Genomic DNA, 14,214 nt, shown 5'->3' with positions numbered 1-14,214 from the left:
GAGAGCCAAGATGAGTGAATCACGAAGCCGCCACACCGCATAGCCCCAACGATTCCGTCAGAACTGCCGTTGCTCTAAATAGTAGTCTCTCACAAGATCCATGACGGACATCTTGCGGTTATCAATCCACCACTTTGCCGTGCTTTGTTTGAGAACATCCTGATGCAAATCGTTCAGGACCAAGGAAAAGAGTTCATCGTGTTTAGCATTAGCCTTGGCATTCAGGATGCCGCTCAGCACTTCTGCGCGAAGCCGCTGTGCCCAAGCGACCTGCTTTTCAGTGCCGGCTAGTGGCGGGAGTGGCCAACTGAGGTCGCTGCTGATTTGGCTCTGGCGGGCTGTCTGGCATATTGGGCATAGGACGCCTGCTACTAGGCCGCGGATGTCATCTACCCTCGTCTCTGAAAGATTTTCTTCGATTGAATGCCCACAGAGATGCTGGAGGGAATAGTTTGGCATGGTGAGAGCCTGCGGCCTTTCGTTCTGTGCCATTCGCTCTCTTGGCCCTACATGCGGTCGTCATGAAAATCTACTGGATGAAAACCTCTGAAGCCTTCCCGGATGACAGTTGGCTTGAGACGCAGTTCACCTGCTTCGACGAGGACAAGCTGGATCGGACGAGCGATAGTCGGTGGGATACCTACATCGGTAACGTCCACCAGGAATCGCATGGACCACAACAAAGCATGTGGGCTTGGAGCATGACGGCTACTCTGCCGGGACTAGGGCTCCCGTTTCCGAGAAACGGCAGGGAGGCCACACGCAAAGAGGCTAGCCGTCGTGTGGTCGAATGCAATGAGCGGATGCTGAGGTTAGGAGGTGTAGCGTTTCCGCTGCCGCGCTTCCCGATTCGCTTTTTGAAAGCAGACATCAAGACCGCGAAACCGCGCCGCTTGCTTACCTATTGCTTACCCAAGCCTATTGGAGCCGCGCAGCTTTATGAACTAAGTCATTGAAAAGTAATGGCGCACCCGACACGATTCGAACGTGTGACCTTTGCCTTCGGAGGGCAACGCTCTATCCAGCTGAGCTACGGGTGCTTGAGGCCTCTGACTGATCTCTTCCCTACCCGATTAGGGTCTTCAAGACAACCTCTGACAGCAGAGGCGTTGAGTGGTCGCAGCTCAAGCCGTTTTGACGGGCGGCAGGATCAGCGCCAAATCGGCTTCGGTCAGGGGTCTGTACTGGCCGGGCTCCAGATCCTCGGGCAGTGCCAGATTTCCGATCTTGTCACGGTGCAGGGCGGTCACGTGGTTGCCGACGGCCGCGAACATGCGGCGGACCTGGTGATAGCGCCCCTCGGTGATGGTGAGATAGGCGCTTGTGTCCGAGAGCGCCTCCATCTCGGCCGGCAGGAGCGGCCTGTCCTCCCCCTCCAGCATCAGCGTGCCGGCGGCGAAGATCTCCGCCTCGTCACCGCGCAGGGGGCGATCGAGGGTCACATGGTAGCGCTTGGAGATATTGGCGCGGGGCGAGATGATCCGGTGCAGCAGATTGCCGTCATCGGTCATGAGCAGAAGGCCCGAGGTTTCCTTGTCGAGCCGGCCGACGGTGGAGATCGCCGGATCGCGGCGGCGCCAGCGCTCGGGCAGGAGACCATAGACGATGGGCCCCGCCTCCTTGTGCGAACAGGTCACGCCGAGAGGCTTGTGCAGCATCAGCGCGAGGCCGGGCGGCGGATCGAGCGGCTTGCCGCGGATGAGCATACGCTCCGAGAGGTCGCGGGTTACGACGATACGGTCATCCGCATCCTCAAGGGTCTCGCCATCGAGCGTGACGAGACCGGCATAAACGAGCTGCTGCACCTCGCGACGCGAGCCATAGCCCATATTGGCGAGCAGCCGGTCGAGACGAAGCGTGGGAGCCTTGCTCATTTCTGGGCCTCGTAGATCTTGTATCCGGCAGCCTCTATCTTGGGGGTCACACGCCTGAACAGAGGTTTCAGCACGCCCTCATAGGGCAGGTGACGGTTGGCGACGAGCCAGAGCATGCCGCCTGGACGCAAGGCCTCGGCGGCCTTGCGGATGAAGCTCTGACCCAAGCTCTGATCCTCGGCGCCGCCATCGTGGAACGGCGGGTTCATCACCACGAAATCGAGGCCGCTGAGACGCACGCCGCTGCGCACATCCCCCCAGCGGATATCGGCACGGGTGTCGTCGACATTGCGCCTCGCCATCTCGGTGGCGCGGCGGTCGATGTCGAGCATCACCAGATGCTCAACCTTCGGAGAGGCAAGAATCGTGCGGGAGAGAATGCCAATACCGCAGCCGAAATCCGCGCCCCTTCCACTGAGATAAGGCAGGTTCTCCTCAAGAAGAGCGCTGCCGGGATCCAGGCGGTTCCAGCTGAACACGCCGGGCTGCGTCCACAGCTTGAGTGCTTCATCGAAGCGCGGCGCGCCCTCGGCGATGGCCTCCTCGATACCGACGAGCTGGTTGGGCCGCGCGCAGGTGCAGATGCGGTAATGGCGGCGAGAGGTTTCGTTCACAGCACAGCCGAAGCTCCTCAGCTCCTTTGCGAGACGCGATCCGCCCTTGTCCTTGGGTGCGAGGATCGTGAGCACACCGCCAGAGGCCAGCGCCTTCAAGGCCAGAGCGACGGTGTAGCGCCGCTCCACGGTGCCTGGAGGAGCAAGCACCACGATCTCTTTCAGGGAGCCCTCCGCTTGATCCTCCAGCTTTCCGGAGCCCGGGATCAGGGGCGAAAACTGGGTGCTGCCGGCCGGCGCTTCGGCCAGTTCTGCTGGTGGCGTTCCATAAACGCCGGTTGATGTGATGTCTTGCAAAGCTGCTCGGTCCACGCTGAACGAGCCGTGTTCTTATTATGCCGGGGCTTGGAAGGTAAACCTCTACAGCCTCGGACGTGAAAAGTGGATTTGCACTTTTGGGACCGATCCGATGCTCATTCTTGAGAGGAACCATCGTTTATGCGGAAAACCGAGGCCACTTTTCACTGGCGCGGACCTCCGGTCCCGCACGAGGCGCTAAGGAGCCGACAGCTTTCGAGCCCCTGCCTCAATGTGTAGAAAAAGGCGACTGCTCAGCAGAAACAGCCCGAATCTCGGACTCTCCGACGGCACGCTCAGTTCCGTTCGTGGTGTGCCTGATCCTGTAGCCGAACTCGCCGTTGCTGCTCTCCGGCATGAGACGGACGATCTCGTAAACGCCATTCGTCCGATCGGCGAAGCGCGTGCCAGCGGGATGAACCAACTGGCCCAGGGCATATTTGTGGCTCATGAAAGCCTCCCGTGCGATGGTCAATTCAGCGACATCGATCGGGGCACCGTATGGGCCCGGATCGGGAGGGTATGCTCGACCTCCGCGTCGATCTCCTGGTCGATGATCTCGGCCAGCACCATCGTGTCGTCAGCTTCCATGGCGCTGGCCGGATAGATCTGGAACTCGCCGTTGGTTTCGACGACGATGGCGTCGCGGCCGAACCGCAGCACGCAGTTGGTCTGGCGCATGAGCCATTCCGGCACCAAATCGCCTGCCTCGAACGTCCAAGTCTTTTCAGGCATTGTGAACCTTTGTTGGGCTGACATCCTCAGCCAGGGCGCCGCTTAGAGCATCGTGCTTAAAAAGTGGATCCGGTTATTCGCTGGCGCGGCCCTTCGGGTCGCTTTCAACGATGCTCTGCTTGAAAGAGGAAGCATCGGACTCAAAAGTGGACTCCACTTTTGGGATCCATCCGATGCTTTAGCGGCGGCGGAACTGCGGACGGCGTGCACCTGCCGGACGGGGAGCGCCCGAACCGCTGTCCTTGTGACGGAAGATGAGCCGCCCCTTGTCGAGATCGTAGGGCGACATCTCGACAGTCACACGGTCGCCGGCGAGGGTCTTGATGCGGTTCTTCTTCATCTTGCCTGCCGTGTAAGCGACGATCTCGTGACCGCTCTCAAGCTTCACCCGGTAGCGAGCATCCGGCAGGATTTCGATGACTTCGCCTTCGAACGTGATCAGTTCTTCCTTGGCCATTGAGAAACTCCTTTTACAAAAACAAAAAAGCCGCTCCCGAAGGGCGGCTTTGGCAGGTGGCGTGGTCCGCCACGCCGCCTGATGAAGAGACGGAGCTTTACGCCGTCTGGATATTGTTGACGGCGACCTTGCCGGAGCGGCGGTCCTCAGCCGTGTCGAAGGACACCTTCTGGCCTTCGCGAAGGCCGCGGATGCCGGCGCGCTCGAGAGCGGTAGCGTGGACGAACACGTCCTTGTCGCCGTTGTCCGGCTGAATGAAGCCGAAGCCCTTCTGGTCGTTGTAGAATTTTACGGTGCCCGTAATCATGGGAATATCCTTGAGTTTATGCGTCAGTGCACGTGAGCTTGAAGGCGTGCGAGAGCACGACCTCAGTCTCGGGTTCGTCGATGTTTGGGAGAGTGTCTGAACGTGCGCCTGGCATGCCAAGGCGTAACGGCCCGATTGTCCGGCCAAATGTCGATGGAAGATACCTAGTGCCCCAATCAGGCAAATACAAGGCACATAGGAGAAGTAAAATTATTTTATTTTTATTCCTTAATGCCAAAAACTTGGCCCTGCATGGAACAACTTTCCCTGGATTTCGGGAGATCTAATCACATGACAGCCATACCGCCTTACACGGTTCCAGTCGGCAACTAACGACAATCGATGATGGCGTTGGGACAGATGGCCACGTAGGTGGGGGTCGGACAATAGGTCTGCCTGAAGGTTTCGGTAATGGTGCAGGTGACATGCACCCGATAGCCCTGCTGCGGCACGCCGATGGGTTCATGCAGGACCGAGTAGCCGAGGCCCTGGTCCGCCAGGCGGGCAATCGCGCGCTCGGGGACAACGGGCGTCACACGGGTCACGCGGGTGGTTCGGGTCGCGGTCCTGTACGTCATGTCCGCCGCGGAGGCCTCTTGAGCCAGAAGTCCAGCCATGAGTACGACACCCACTACCTGAAGCCTCATCTCCAACTCCCTCATCTGCCCAGCCGCCAACCGCAAAGCCTACGAAAGAATAAATGCCGGGAAGGGGCTTTCGGATCCAGGCCAACCTTGTCCGTCCTATCCACAAGGAGGTTCGCCGCAGCGCAGCTTTAAGCAAGCAGTAGGATGTTGTGGGCCATAACCCGGATGAAACGTTGTGAAGTGAACGGGATCACATGCATCACATCCACCTTGCCGAGGGGTTGCGGCTTCGTTTTCCGGCGCGCAGCGCTGATTTCGACCAGGGCGTCGAGGTCGGCATGCTGGCCGCACTCATGAGCCAGGACGTCTCGGAGTTCAGCCGCCGCATTTCGAAGGCCAATCTCGGACAGGTGCGCGCCGTTGCGGAGCAGTTCAGCTATCGCCTCATCGAGGGCGACATGGTTGAGGATTGTGTCGTGCTCACCTTCTACAGCCGCGCTGCGCGCCCGCGCCTGCGCGTCGTGCACTCGGCGGGAGCCTAAGCTCCCACTCTCCGCTGCAACATGCGCACGCGTTCGCGATAGGCGGTATAGAGGCCACTCGCCGCGATGATGCAGGCGCCCACGATGGTCGAGCCATCCGGCAGCGCGCCGAAGACCAGATAGCCGAGCGCTCCCGCCCAGATCAGCTGCACATAAGAGAAAGGTGCGATCACGGACGCGTTGCCGTGACGATAGGCCAGGACGACGAACCATTGGCCGATGGCGAAAAGCACACCCATCAGAAGAGCAAAGCCCATCTCACTTCCCGAGGGCGTCACCCAATTGAAGGGAAGCGACAGGCTCAAAATCAGGCAGCCGCCGACGGCCGAGTAGGCAAGCGTCGTCAGCGGGTGTTCGCCGCCGCTCATCTTGCGTGTCACCACCGCACCAGCGGCCCAGCTTGCCGCGCCGAGCAGCGGAAAGAGCGCCGCAACCTGAAAGGCATCCGTTCCGGGCCGAATGATGACCAGCACACCCACAAGGCCGACAAGGGCCGCGGTCCAGCGCCGCCAACCTACCGACTCTCTCAGAAAGAGAATCGACAGAGCCATGATGAGGACCGGTGAGATGAAGTGGATCGCGGTTGATTCCGCCACCGGCAGGTAGCGCAGGCCCTGCGTGAAGAGCAAGGTCGAGCCGATCATGCCGAAGCTCCGCAGGATCTGAAGACCCGGACGCTTTGAACGGAACAGCGACTTGCCTCCCGTGAGCAGGATCACGGGAATGACGATGCAGGAGAAGATGGCGTAACGAATCCAGGCGATCTCGGTCGCAGGCAGCGTCGCCGCGAGATGTTTGGTGGCAATGTCACAAACGGAAAAGACGACCGTAGAAGCTACAAGCAACAGAATGCCCCGCACCGGCGATTGAGTCGCCTGCGCGTCAGAGGGCCGTTTGGTGATCGTTGACGGCGCCTCGGTCTCGGCAGCCCGGGAAGCAATGGTCATGAGGGTCTCAAAAAAGAGGCCCGCAGGTGGGCGCTGCGAGCCTGGAGGCAATTGGTTTGTGCCACTAGAAGTTCATTTTGCCGCGATGAGAAGTGCAAACTCGGCACCCGAACCATGCTCTCGATGAATGGATCCTGTGCTTAGGGGCCGGAGCGCCGTCTGTTGAGCTTCAGTTCAACAAGCCTACCCAGGCTAGAATCTACAAACCGTTATACTGCCCAGCGTCTAAGATGAATGCATGTTCAGTAAAGACAATGTTAACTCGATGAGTTCAACAACAATGAAGGTCTTATTGTTGCCTTATTAGCCTCCATTTTGCGCGCCAGTGACAACAACATGGGAATGCATTGTGGATCAACGAAAGGCAACACTTCACGTCGCGACCTTAATTCTCTCGGCTGCAGCTTTCCTCCCTGCCTCGATGGCACAGGCCCAGCCGCAGGAAACCTCCGGAAAAGTCATTCAGAGCGGTCGCGCCTCCTGGTACGGCCCCGGCTTTCACGGACGCCGGACGGCAAGTGGTGAAACCTTCAACACCAATGACCTGACTGCAGCCCACCGCACCCTGCCCTTCGGCACGAAGGTGCGTGTCGTGAACAAGCGCACCGGCAAGTCGGTGGTCGTGCGCATCAACGACCGTGGCCCTTATGCGCATGGCCGCGTGATCGACCTCTCGCGCGCCTCGGCCCAAGCCATCGGCATTTCGGGCGTCGGCGCCGTCACCGTCGCGGAGCTCTGATCGGGACCCTTCCGACAATGTTCCGGATGGAACTCAGAACCCTCCAGCCTGCTTTTCCCCGGTCACCTTTTTCGTTGTGAGAAGGCTGTTCGGAACATCACATGCAGGCTGGTCGGTTGCTGACATCGACATTGTCCATTCTTGCGCTGCTCGGCGCAGGCGGTCCCGTCGTTCTTGCGCAAAACGCGCAACCATGGGTCGACCCACCCGCGGAGAGCGGTGCAATACCGCGACTGCCTGCCGCACCCTCACAGACTCTTAAGCTGCCGCCCATCTCGCCTACACCGGAAGCACAGCAGCCTCTGCAGCCGCCGCAGGCTGCGCCACCCTCCGCACAATCGCCACCCGCCTCGCCACCGCCGCCTGTGCAGCAGTCGCATCCTGAATCACGCACCAAAGCGGCGGAGCCTCAACATCAACCGCAGCCCGAACGACGCACCTCGCGCGCAGATGTGGCGAAGGACTTTGCCATCGATTATCTGGCGTCGTGGTCGGCGCGGAATGACACCGCGCTCGATGCGACAGCCGAGCTTTATGCCCCGCGCGTGCTTTTCCATGGGCGCACGGTCAGCCTGGAGCGATTGTACAGGGAAAAGCAGCGCTTCATTCGCCGCTGGCCAGAGCGTGAGTATCGCCCCCGCCCGGAGGCTATCGGCACCGATTGCAATCCCGCCGGCACGGTCTGCAAGGTGCATGCCGTGTTCGATTACACCGCAATCAATCCAAAGCGTCGCCGCATGTCGCAAGGCTCCGGCGCGCTTCAGCTCATTGTGGAGTTCATCGGCGAGAAACCTGTGATCGTTGCGGAGCACAGCACATTGCTCACGCAGTCGCGTAGGCGCACTCCTGCTTCGGAGAGAATGTCGAATGAGTGATATCACGTCCGTTCGAGATAATTCGCATCATCTCGGCAATACCCCCATCGGTCATGCCGTCCAAATGAGGGAGCGCATGCGTGCGCTCATCCATGCCGAGGTCGACAAGATCAATCCGACCGACGATGCGCGCCGGGCTCTGGAGCTCATCATCGAGTCCTCTCTACGTCCGTCCGAGGTCGATGGCGAGATGAAGCTCGCCGTGATCGACGCAAACGGCCAGCCGCGCATGATCGAGAGGAATGGAGAGACGGTGCCATTCACCTTGCAGGATCTTCTTGCCGAGCTGCGCACCCTCCACCCCGTTCTCTTCAAATCGCCTCCCAAGCCACAGTCGTCCCCAGATGAATTGGCGTCGACCCCGGCACATCACGAGCTTTCGCCGCCGAAACAGGAGTTGAAGCGGGACTGGCTGACCCTCGGCTCGAACGAACCGGCACCGGGGAGCAAGCAGCCCCCCTCTCCCGACACGCACGCGCTGAACCATTGGCGCAAAGGCAAGGCCCGCTTTCACGCCTGGTCCAGGAGGATGTCCGAAAATCTGAAAGCACCGCCTGCCCTCACCAGCAGCGGCAAGATGGCGAATGTTCGAAAGGGATTGGCCAATTCGATTGCCGATTCCAGGGAGCGCGCTGAAGCCTTCTTCGACAAGCTTCAGGAGAAGCCCGTATCCCGCCGCCCCGGCTTCGCCTTGGGCGCTGTGGCGGCCGTTCTGCTGCTTCTGGGCCTCGGCGCGTTCCTTGTCCTTCGTCCCGACGACATCACGCAGGCAAGCACCGATGGTCCATCGGACACAGGCTCCGTGACCGCCAGCCAGGTTGCCAATGCACCGTCTGCTGCGTCGCGTTCGTCGGACGGTCGCACCTTGCGTGGCGTACCGGATGTCATCGACACCGCCACCCTGTCACTGGAAGGCGAAGTGGTTCGCCTCTTCGGCGTGGAATGGGCACCGGGCGCCGGCAAGCCGGAGGATCTGACAGCTTATCTGCAGGGTCGCGAAGTGACGTGCGAACCTGCGGGCGGCAATGATACCTATCGCTGCCGCGTCGGCGGGCAGGATCTGTCGCGGGTTATCCTCTACAATGGCGGCGGACAGCCTACTGCCGAGGCAACGCCGGAGCTGAAGGCTGCCGCGGATAAGGCGCGCGAGGCGAAGCTCGGCGTGTGGAGCAAGCAGCCATAAAGCAAAACGGCCCCTGCATCGCAGAAGCCGCTTCACCATCTTGGAAGACCGTCGGTCAGCGAGCGCCGACCGGGACCGGAGCCGGAATCTCGACCTCGATCTCGAGGGTCGAGATATCCGCATCGCGGTTCATTTTCACCTGAACATTGTCGTGCTCGACCATCACGTGGCGGCGGACGACGGCAAGGATTTCCTCGCGCAGCTTCGCCACCAGATCGGGCTGCCCGCCGACGATGCCGCGCTCATGCGCCAGCAGGATCTGCAGGCGCTCGCGCGCAACAGGCGCCGAGGTGCGGCGGTTGAAGAAACTCATGAGGCTCATGCGGCCCTCCGTCCGAACAGTTTGCCGAACAGACCCTTCTTGTCGCTCGGGATCGTGATCTCGACGGTCTCGCCCTTCAGCCGGCGTGCGGCATCGAAATAGGCGCGGCCCGGTGCGCTCGACGGGTTGTTGAGGGTCACCGGCGAGCCTACGTTGGAGGCGCGCAGGACCTCTTCGCTCTCGGGGATGATGCCGATGAGCGGAATGGAGAGGATTTCCAGCACGTCGTCAACTTTGAGCATCTCGCCACGCTCGGCGCGGGCGGGATCGTAGCGGGTGAGCAGAAGGTGCTTCTCGATGCGGTCGCCCTTCTCCGCCTTCTCGGTCTTGGAATCGAGGAGGCCGATGATGCGATCGGAGTCGCGAACCGACGACACTTCCGGATTGGTGACGACGACGGCCACATCCGCATGGCGCATGGCCATGGTGGCGCCGCGCTCGATGCCGGCCGGGCTGTCGCAGATGATCCAGTCGAACTTCTCGCGCAGCTCGTTGAGCACTTTGGCCACGCCCTCTTCCGTCAGCGCGTCCTTGTCGCGGGTCTGCGAGGCGGGAAGCAGCGAGAGGTTTTCAAGGCGCTTGTCGCGGATGAGAGCCTGAGAGAGCTTGGCATCGCCCTGCACCACGTTGATGAGGTCGAACACCACGCGGCGCTCCGCGCCCATGACGAGATCGAGATTGCGCAGGCCGACGTCAAAGTCGATGACAACGACCTTGTCGCCGCCATGCGCGAGCGCCGCGCCCAGAGCTGCCGAGGACGTGGTCTTGCCAACGCCACCTTTGCCGGATGTTACGACCAAGACTTTGGCCATTGTCGTCTCTCTTTCTCTATCAATCCAGGGTTTGCAGGATGATCGAATCGCCATCCAGGTGAACCTGGATGGGTTGACCGTGGAACTTTGTGCCGAGATCGTCGGCGGTCTTGTAGAGACCGTCGACAGCAATGAGCTCGGCCTCGAACTTTCTGCAGAAGATGCGCGCACGGCCATTGCCCGTGCAGCCGGCAATCGCGCGGCCGCGCAACGCGCCGTAAACATGGATGGAGCCGCCGGCCACGATCTCCGCGCCCGAGGCAACGGAGCCGAGAACCGTGACGTCGCCTTCGGGATGCAGGATCGACTGGCCCGAGCGCACGGAGCCTTCGATCATCAGCGACTTCTCGGCGGAGGGCTGGTGGCTGAATGCGGAGACGGCAGAAACCGCCGTATCGGCGGTGCCAGCGGGATCCGTCACGTCGATCTCGCCCGCAGGCTTGCCGCCGGTGATTTGCGGCGGCATGTCGGGCTCGACATTCTCAGGCGCAGCACCCTCGAGGCCGATGATGCGGATATTGCGCATCCTGAAAGCGGCCAAGAGAAACTTCAGCTCTGATTTGGACGGCTTGAGGTTGGAGACGTCGGCAATGATCGGGCGACCGGAGAAAAATCCGGGCGAACGCTCCGACACGGCGTCGAGATCCTCGAGCCAGTCCCTCAGCGGCACTTCAGGCGCGAGGACCAGGGCCATGAAGGACCTGCCACGGAAGCGAAGAGAGGGGCGGGGGCGAACGGCGATGGTCACGGGAGCTCAAATTCCTTTAATACCCCCTGATTTCGAACGCTTATGGTTAACGGACCGTTAAAAGAGCCGCCTGGTGCTAACAATTTTCTTAACGCCACGGGCCAAAACGGCTTCCTCGCCCGGCAAAGCCTGGCAGTTGGCGGATGAGAAATTGCACTCCCGCAAGGAATATAAAGATAAAACATATCCCTTTGTGAGTAGTCTCTATCACTTCATGCGTAGTATTCAGAGGTCAAAGCTCAATTGACCATGCTCACAAGGGGCATAGGATCGTTCTTCCTTCGTTTTGCTTTTCTGAAATTGGAAATCGATTCCTAAAAAACGAACAGAAACAAAACGATCGACAAGCAGCCGAAAGGCATGTCCAGGGAGGACGAGAATGTCGGATCGAGCTTATGGTTTTCTCTCAGCACGCAGATTTCTGAAACTTCTGTTGCATCAAGCCCCTGTCGCCGCAGCCATACTCATCTCCGGTCTGGCCGGTGCATCGGCCCAGACCGCACCGACATTCAATTCCTCCCGCGCCAATAGCGGTACTGTAGGAGTCATCTCAGGCGGGGCTGACGGCACCTACATCCGTATTGCAGCCGATCTTGCCAATGTCCTCGATGGTGAGGACCTGCGCGTTCTGCCGATGATCGGACGCGGCTCGCTGCAGAACCTTCGGGACATCATGTTCCTGCGCGGCGTCGATATCGGGATCGTGCAGATGGATGCCCGGGAGCAGCTGAAGGCCGAGAACCTTCAGGACAATGCAACTCGGCGCCTGCGTTTCATTACCCGCCTCTACAACGAGGAGGTCCATATCATCGCAAGCCGGGAGATCACGGACATCCGGCAGCTCGACGGCAAGAAGGTCAATATCGACAAGGCCGGCAGCGGAACGAACCTGACCTCGCGTCTCATTTTCGAGAAGCTCGGAATCAAGCCTGACGTCACGACATTCGACCAAGCCTCCTCCTACGCGAAGCTCAAGTCCGGAGAAATCCAGGCCGCCGTCTACGTCGCCGGACGGCCCGTGCGCGCGATTGCGGAATTCCAGACTGACGGACGCTTCCATCTTATCTCTATTCCCTTTGAAGGAGAGATCGCGGAGAGCTACTTCCCAGCCCGCCTCACCAGTGAGGATTACCCGCAGCTCGTGGACAGGAATCAGCCAGCCGAAACCTTGGCTGTCGGCAGCCTGCTTGCCGTATTCAACTGGCCCGAAAACTCCGATCGGTATTCCCGGGTCAACCGTTTCGTGAATGCGTTCTTCTCCCGTTTCGACGAGTTTCTCCAACCGGGCCGGCATCCGAAATGGAAGGAAGTCAATTTGGCTGCGGACGTGCCCGGCTGGGAGCGCGTCAAGCCTGCTCAGGACTGGTTGGACCGCGCTGCGGCAGGCAATCCGTCGGCCGAAGTCCAAAGCTTCGAGAGCTTCATGAACAGCAGAGGGCTCAACGTCACGGCGGAGCAACGCGAAGCTCTCTTCCGAGATTTCCTGGCATGGCAAAACAATCGGCAGAAAGTGACCCGGCGGAGCACCCGGCAAGACTAATCAAGATCCAACTGGACCGAGGCCAAAGGCTGAGCATCAAGCCTTTGGCGATCAGCGAAGGAGGTCCGACATGAATGGACGGGATGTATCGACATCGAAACGTTTAGCGACCGAGTTGCTGGCCGGCGCATTGATCAGCCTTTCGCTTCTCGGCCCTGCATTCGCCCAAAGCCGCACTGCCGAGAGCCTTGGCATGGTGGCAGACACCAACGTCCCTGACCACTTGGGAGCCTCGAGCAACCTTCAGCACCTTCTGCAGGTTCTTTTGACGACCTCGGACAGAATACAATTTGCCGAAAAGCTTGAAGCCTCAGTCCGCGAGGGCGATCTGAGCGGCGCAGAGAACAGCCTCAACGCGGCCATCGAGATCGGCTCTCTCGCCATTCTCCTCAACGAGCACCTGCGTGATCCCAACTTCCTCGCGATCCTTGAGGCCGCCGGTATCAGAGGAGCTTCCGCATCTTCGCCGAATCCGACCGAGGAAACGGCGCTGCCGGCGACCTGCAGCGCACCTGCTACCTCTGCTGGATCGAACGCAGCCGATCTGCAGATGGCACTGGAGCAGGAGCAATCCAACAGCAGCATGATCTCCACGACGCTGAACGATCTCATGCAGGAGAATAATGCCCTGAAGACACGGCTGGAGATGGAAGCGGCCTCCAAGGAAGCGAAGGCATCCGAGATGCAGCAAGCCCTGCGCAAGGAGCAGGAGAGGGTCGAAGCCGTCATGCGTGAGCTCGCGAGCCTTCAGGCTGCGTATCAGACTCTGCAGGAGATGAAAGAGCAGGATAAGCCTGCACCGCCACCGAACACGGTCGAACTGGAGACCCGCCTGCGACAGGAACGGGAGCAAAGAGACAACGCCGTCCACCAGCTTGCCAGCATGGAGCAGGAGCTGCGCGCCTTGCAGCTTTTCAAGAATGAGGCGATTGCGTCCGAATCGGCCCGAGTGACCGAGCTGAGGAATGCACTCGCGCAGGAGCGGATTCGGAGAGACACCCTCACCAAAGAACTCACCCATGTCCTCGAGCAGCTACGCACTCTCCGGGAGCCCTATCAGCCGAGCGCCACGCCTCTGGTGTTCCGGATGGCGGGCAAAGGGATGGATGCCCCGCTGCCCCAGGCCCAGGAGAATATTCAGCCTCAGAAGATCTCGTCTCCGCCTCAGATCGAAGCGGCTCCGCAGGACATCACATCCGCCCTCCCACGAAGGGAGTCTGCACCCGTCGTGGTCGCATCCCTGCCGGACAATAGCCAACCGCTGCCGGTTGCCCCAAAGCCCTTGGACCAGATGAAGGCTTCTCCGCAGGCAGAAATCAAGAATACCCCGGCGGATACCGTTAAGGCAGACGACCGCTTCGTCGCCCGTGCGGAAGAGCTTCTTAGCAAAGGGGATGTGAGCGGAGCTCGCCTTCTCCTCGAGCGGTCACTGGCAAGCGGCAACCCGCGCGCCGCCTTCCTGATGGCCGAGACGTTCGATCCGAATGTGCTCTCAAGGCTGCGGGTCTTAGGCATTCGGGGCGATGTGGCCAAGGCGCAGGAATTCTATGCGCGGGCTCGCGCCCTCGGAATCGCCCAGGCGGGAGAACGGATGGAGGCGCTGAAATAGAGGGTCGGGATTCGGCCGTGAACCGG

Annotated in this window: 19 protein-coding genes and 1 tRNA gene; 7 read left to right on the top strand and 13 right to left on the bottom strand. The window is 60.4% G+C overall.

Features of this window, described 5'->3' with window-relative positions; all coding sequences use genetic code 11:
- Nucleotides 1-57: 57 nt before the first annotated feature.
- Nucleotides 58-492 (bottom strand): hypothetical protein, encoded by a 435-nt coding sequence (locus DC522_RS07855; protein ID WP_116528140.1) that lies wholly within the window; start codon nt 490-492, stop codon nt 58-60.
- A 29-nt stretch (nt 493-521) separates the two neighbouring features.
- Between DC522_RS07855 and DC522_RS07850 the strand changes: the two genes are divergently transcribed.
- Nucleotides 522-956 carry a hypothetical protein gene (locus DC522_RS07850; protein ID WP_133239252.1) on the top strand — a complete coding sequence of 145 codons (435 nt, stop codon included), beginning with the start codon at nt 522-524 and terminating at the stop codon, nt 954-956.
- Between the two features lie 7 nt (nt 957-963).
- Here the strand turns inward: DC522_RS07850 and DC522_RS07845 are convergent.
- From DC522_RS07845 to DC522_RS07810, 8 genes are all read right to left on the bottom strand, one after another.
- A tRNA-Arg gene (locus DC522_RS07845) sits at nt 964-1,040 on the bottom strand.
- An 84-nt stretch (nt 1,041-1,124) separates the two neighbouring features.
- Entirely contained in the window at nt 1,125-1,874 is a 750-nt protein-coding gene (locus tag DC522_RS07840) for a pseudouridine synthase (RefSeq protein WP_116528138.1), read from the bottom strand.
- Entirely contained in the window at nt 1,871-2,785 is a 915-nt protein-coding gene (locus DC522_RS07835; protein ID WP_116528137.1) for a class I SAM-dependent methyltransferase, read from the bottom strand. The genes DC522_RS07840 and DC522_RS07835 overlap by 4 nt, the downstream gene beginning before the upstream one ends.
- A 229-nt stretch (nt 2,786-3,014) precedes the next feature.
- Complete coding sequence (locus tag DC522_RS07830; protein ID WP_116528136.1) at nt 3,015-3,236, bottom strand: hypothetical protein; 222 nt, start codon at nt 3,234-3,236, stop codon at nt 3,015-3,017.
- A gap of 20 nt (nt 3,237-3,256) precedes the next feature.
- The gene (locus DC522_RS07825) at nt 3,257-3,520 is read right to left on the bottom strand and encodes a hypothetical protein (RefSeq protein WP_116528135.1); all 264 of its coding nucleotides are present in this window, start codon (nt 3,518-3,520) and stop codon (nt 3,257-3,259) included.
- 178 nt (nt 3,521-3,698) lie between these two features.
- Nucleotides 3,699-3,977, bottom strand: a complete 279-nt coding sequence (infA, locus tag DC522_RS07820; RefSeq protein WP_047187074.1) for a translation initiation factor IF-1 — start codon at nt 3,975-3,977, stop codon at nt 3,699-3,701.
- 97 nt (nt 3,978-4,074) lie between these two features.
- On the bottom strand, nt 4,075-4,284 hold the full coding sequence (locus tag DC522_RS07815) for a cold-shock protein (protein WP_116528134.1): 210 nt from the start codon (nt 4,282-4,284) through the stop codon (nt 4,075-4,077).
- A gap of 329 nt (nt 4,285-4,613) precedes the next feature.
- Nucleotides 4,614-4,931 carry a hypothetical protein gene (locus DC522_RS07810; RefSeq protein ID WP_133239251.1) on the bottom strand — a complete coding sequence of 106 codons (318 nt, stop codon included), beginning with the start codon at nt 4,929-4,931 and terminating at the stop codon, nt 4,614-4,616.
- Nucleotides 4,932-5,125: 194 nt separating this feature from the next.
- Between DC522_RS07810 and DC522_RS07805 the strand changes: the two genes are divergently transcribed.
- Nucleotides 5,126-5,413: a hypothetical protein gene (locus DC522_RS07805; protein ID WP_116528132.1), complete on the top strand. Its 288-nt coding sequence runs from the start codon at nt 5,126-5,128 to the stop codon at nt 5,411-5,413.
- Here the strand turns inward: DC522_RS07805 and DC522_RS07800 are convergent.
- Entirely contained in the window at nt 5,410-6,360 is a 951-nt protein-coding gene (locus DC522_RS07800; protein WP_116528131.1) for a DMT family transporter, read from the bottom strand. The two genes, DC522_RS07805 and DC522_RS07800, sit on opposite strands and share 4 nt — an antisense overlap.
- Nucleotides 6,361-6,781: 421 nt before the next feature.
- Between DC522_RS07800 and DC522_RS07795 the strand changes: the two genes are divergently transcribed.
- The 3 genes from DC522_RS07795 to DC522_RS07785 all read left to right on the top strand — a co-directional run bounded on the left by DC522_RS07795 (nt 6,782) and on the right by DC522_RS07785 (nt 9,157).
- On the top strand, nt 6,782-7,099 hold the full coding sequence (locus tag DC522_RS07795; RefSeq protein ID WP_116528130.1) for a septal ring lytic transglycosylase RlpA family protein: 318 nt from the start codon (nt 6,782-6,784) through the stop codon (nt 7,097-7,099).
- A 101-nt stretch (nt 7,100-7,200) separates the two neighbouring features.
- Nucleotides 7,201-7,974 carry a hypothetical protein gene (locus DC522_RS07790; RefSeq protein WP_116528129.1) on the top strand — a complete coding sequence of 258 codons (774 nt, stop codon included), beginning with the start codon at nt 7,201-7,203 and terminating at the stop codon, nt 7,972-7,974.
- On the top strand, nt 7,967-9,157 hold the full coding sequence (locus DC522_RS07785; protein ID WP_116528128.1) for a thermonuclease family protein: 1,191 nt from the start codon (nt 7,967-7,969) through the stop codon (nt 9,155-9,157). The genes DC522_RS07790 and DC522_RS07785 overlap by 8 nt, the downstream gene beginning before the upstream one ends.
- A 55-nt stretch (nt 9,158-9,212) precedes the next feature.
- On the opposite strand, the gene minE is transcribed toward DC522_RS07785, so the two are convergent.
- From minE to minC, 3 genes are read right to left on the bottom strand one after another with little or no spacing between them, the layout of a single operon-like run.
- Nucleotides 9,213-9,479 carry a cell division topological specificity factor MinE gene (gene minE, locus DC522_RS07780; protein ID WP_047188165.1) on the bottom strand — a complete coding sequence of 89 codons (267 nt, stop codon included), beginning with the start codon at nt 9,477-9,479 and terminating at the stop codon, nt 9,213-9,215.
- A complete protein-coding gene (minD, locus tag DC522_RS07775; RefSeq protein WP_116528127.1) occupies nt 9,476-10,291 on the bottom strand; it encodes a septum site-determining protein MinD in 816 nt (271 codons plus the stop codon). The genes minE and minD overlap by 4 nt, the downstream gene beginning before the upstream one ends.
- A 19-nt stretch (nt 10,292-10,310) precedes the next feature.
- Nucleotides 10,311-11,039, bottom strand: coding sequence for a septum site-determining protein MinC (gene minC / locus DC522_RS07770; RefSeq protein WP_371679091.1), 729 nt, complete (start codon nt 11,037-11,039; stop codon nt 10,311-10,313).
- Nucleotides 11,040-11,418: 379 nt separating this feature from the next.
- On the opposite strand from minC, the gene DC522_RS07765 reads away from it, so the two are divergent.
- Both DC522_RS07765 and DC522_RS07760 read left to right on the top strand, forming a co-directional pair.
- Entirely contained in the window at nt 11,419-12,579 is a 1,161-nt protein-coding gene (locus DC522_RS07765) for a TAXI family TRAP transporter solute-binding subunit (RefSeq protein WP_116528125.1), read from the top strand.
- A 70-nt stretch (nt 12,580-12,649) separates the two neighbouring features.
- Complete coding sequence (locus DC522_RS07760) at nt 12,650-14,188, top strand: hypothetical protein (protein ID WP_116528124.1); 1,539 nt, start codon at nt 12,650-12,652, stop codon at nt 14,186-14,188.
- Nucleotides 14,189-14,214: the final 26 nt, after the last annotated feature.

This window comes from Microvirga sp. KLBC 81 (assembly GCF_003075415.1).
In the GTDB taxonomy this organism is placed as follows: Bacteria; Pseudomonadota; Alphaproteobacteria; order Rhizobiales; family Beijerinckiaceae; genus Microvirga.
The sequence above is the reverse complement of the archived record's forward strand: the minus strand, read 5'-3'. Positions and strand labels throughout refer to the sequence as shown.

Coding starts and splice junctions, on each gene's coding strand:
- DC522_RS07855 (WP_116528140.1), bottom strand. CDS start 492: ATGGCACAGAACGAAAGGCCGCAGGCTCTCACCATGCCAAACTATTCC.
- DC522_RS07850 (WP_133239252.1), top strand. CDS start 522: ATGAAAATCTACTGGATGAAAACCTCTGAAGCCTTCCCGGATGACAGT.
- DC522_RS07840 (WP_116528138.1), bottom strand. CDS start 1,874: ATGAGCAAGGCTCCCACGCTTCGTCTCGACCGGCTGCTCGCCAATATG.
- DC522_RS07830 (WP_116528136.1), bottom strand. CDS start 3,236: ATGAGCCACAAATATGCCCTGGGCCAGTTGGTTCATCCCGCTGGCACG.
- DC522_RS07825 (WP_116528135.1), bottom strand. CDS start 3,520: ATGCCTGAAAAGACTTGGACGTTCGAGGCAGGCGATTTGGTGCCGGAA.
- infA (WP_047187074.1), bottom strand. CDS start 3,977: ATGGCCAAGGAAGAACTGATCACGTTCGAAGGCGAAGTCATCGAAATC.
- DC522_RS07815 (WP_116528134.1), bottom strand. CDS start 4,284: ATGATTACGGGCACCGTAAAATTCTACAACGACCAGAAGGGCTTCGGC.
- DC522_RS07810 (WP_133239251.1), bottom strand. CDS start 4,931: ATGAGGCTTCAGGTAGTGGGTGTCGTACTCATGGCTGGACTTCTGGCT.
- DC522_RS07805 (WP_116528132.1), top strand. CDS start 5,126: ATGCATCACATCCACCTTGCCGAGGGGTTGCGGCTTCGTTTTCCGGCG.
- DC522_RS07800 (WP_116528131.1), bottom strand. CDS start 6,360: ATGACCATTGCTTCCCGGGCTGCCGAGACCGAGGCGCCGTCAACGATC.
- DC522_RS07795 (WP_116528130.1), top strand. CDS start 6,782: ATGGCACAGGCCCAGCCGCAGGAAACCTCCGGAAAAGTCATTCAGAGC.
- DC522_RS07790 (WP_116528129.1), top strand. CDS start 7,201: ATGCAGGCTGGTCGGTTGCTGACATCGACATTGTCCATTCTTGCGCTG.
- DC522_RS07785 (WP_116528128.1), top strand. CDS start 7,967: ATGAGTGATATCACGTCCGTTCGAGATAATTCGCATCATCTCGGCAAT.
- minE (WP_047188165.1), bottom strand. CDS start 9,479: ATGAGCCTCATGAGTTTCTTCAACCGCCGCACCTCGGCGCCTGTTGCG.
- minD (WP_116528127.1), bottom strand. CDS start 10,291: ATGGCCAAAGTCTTGGTCGTAACATCCGGCAAAGGTGGCGTTGGCAAG.
- DC522_RS07765 (WP_116528125.1), top strand. CDS start 11,419: ATGTCGGATCGAGCTTATGGTTTTCTCTCAGCACGCAGATTTCTGAAA.
- DC522_RS07760 (WP_116528124.1), top strand. CDS start 12,650: ATGAATGGACGGGATGTATCGACATCGAAACGTTTAGCGACCGAGTTG.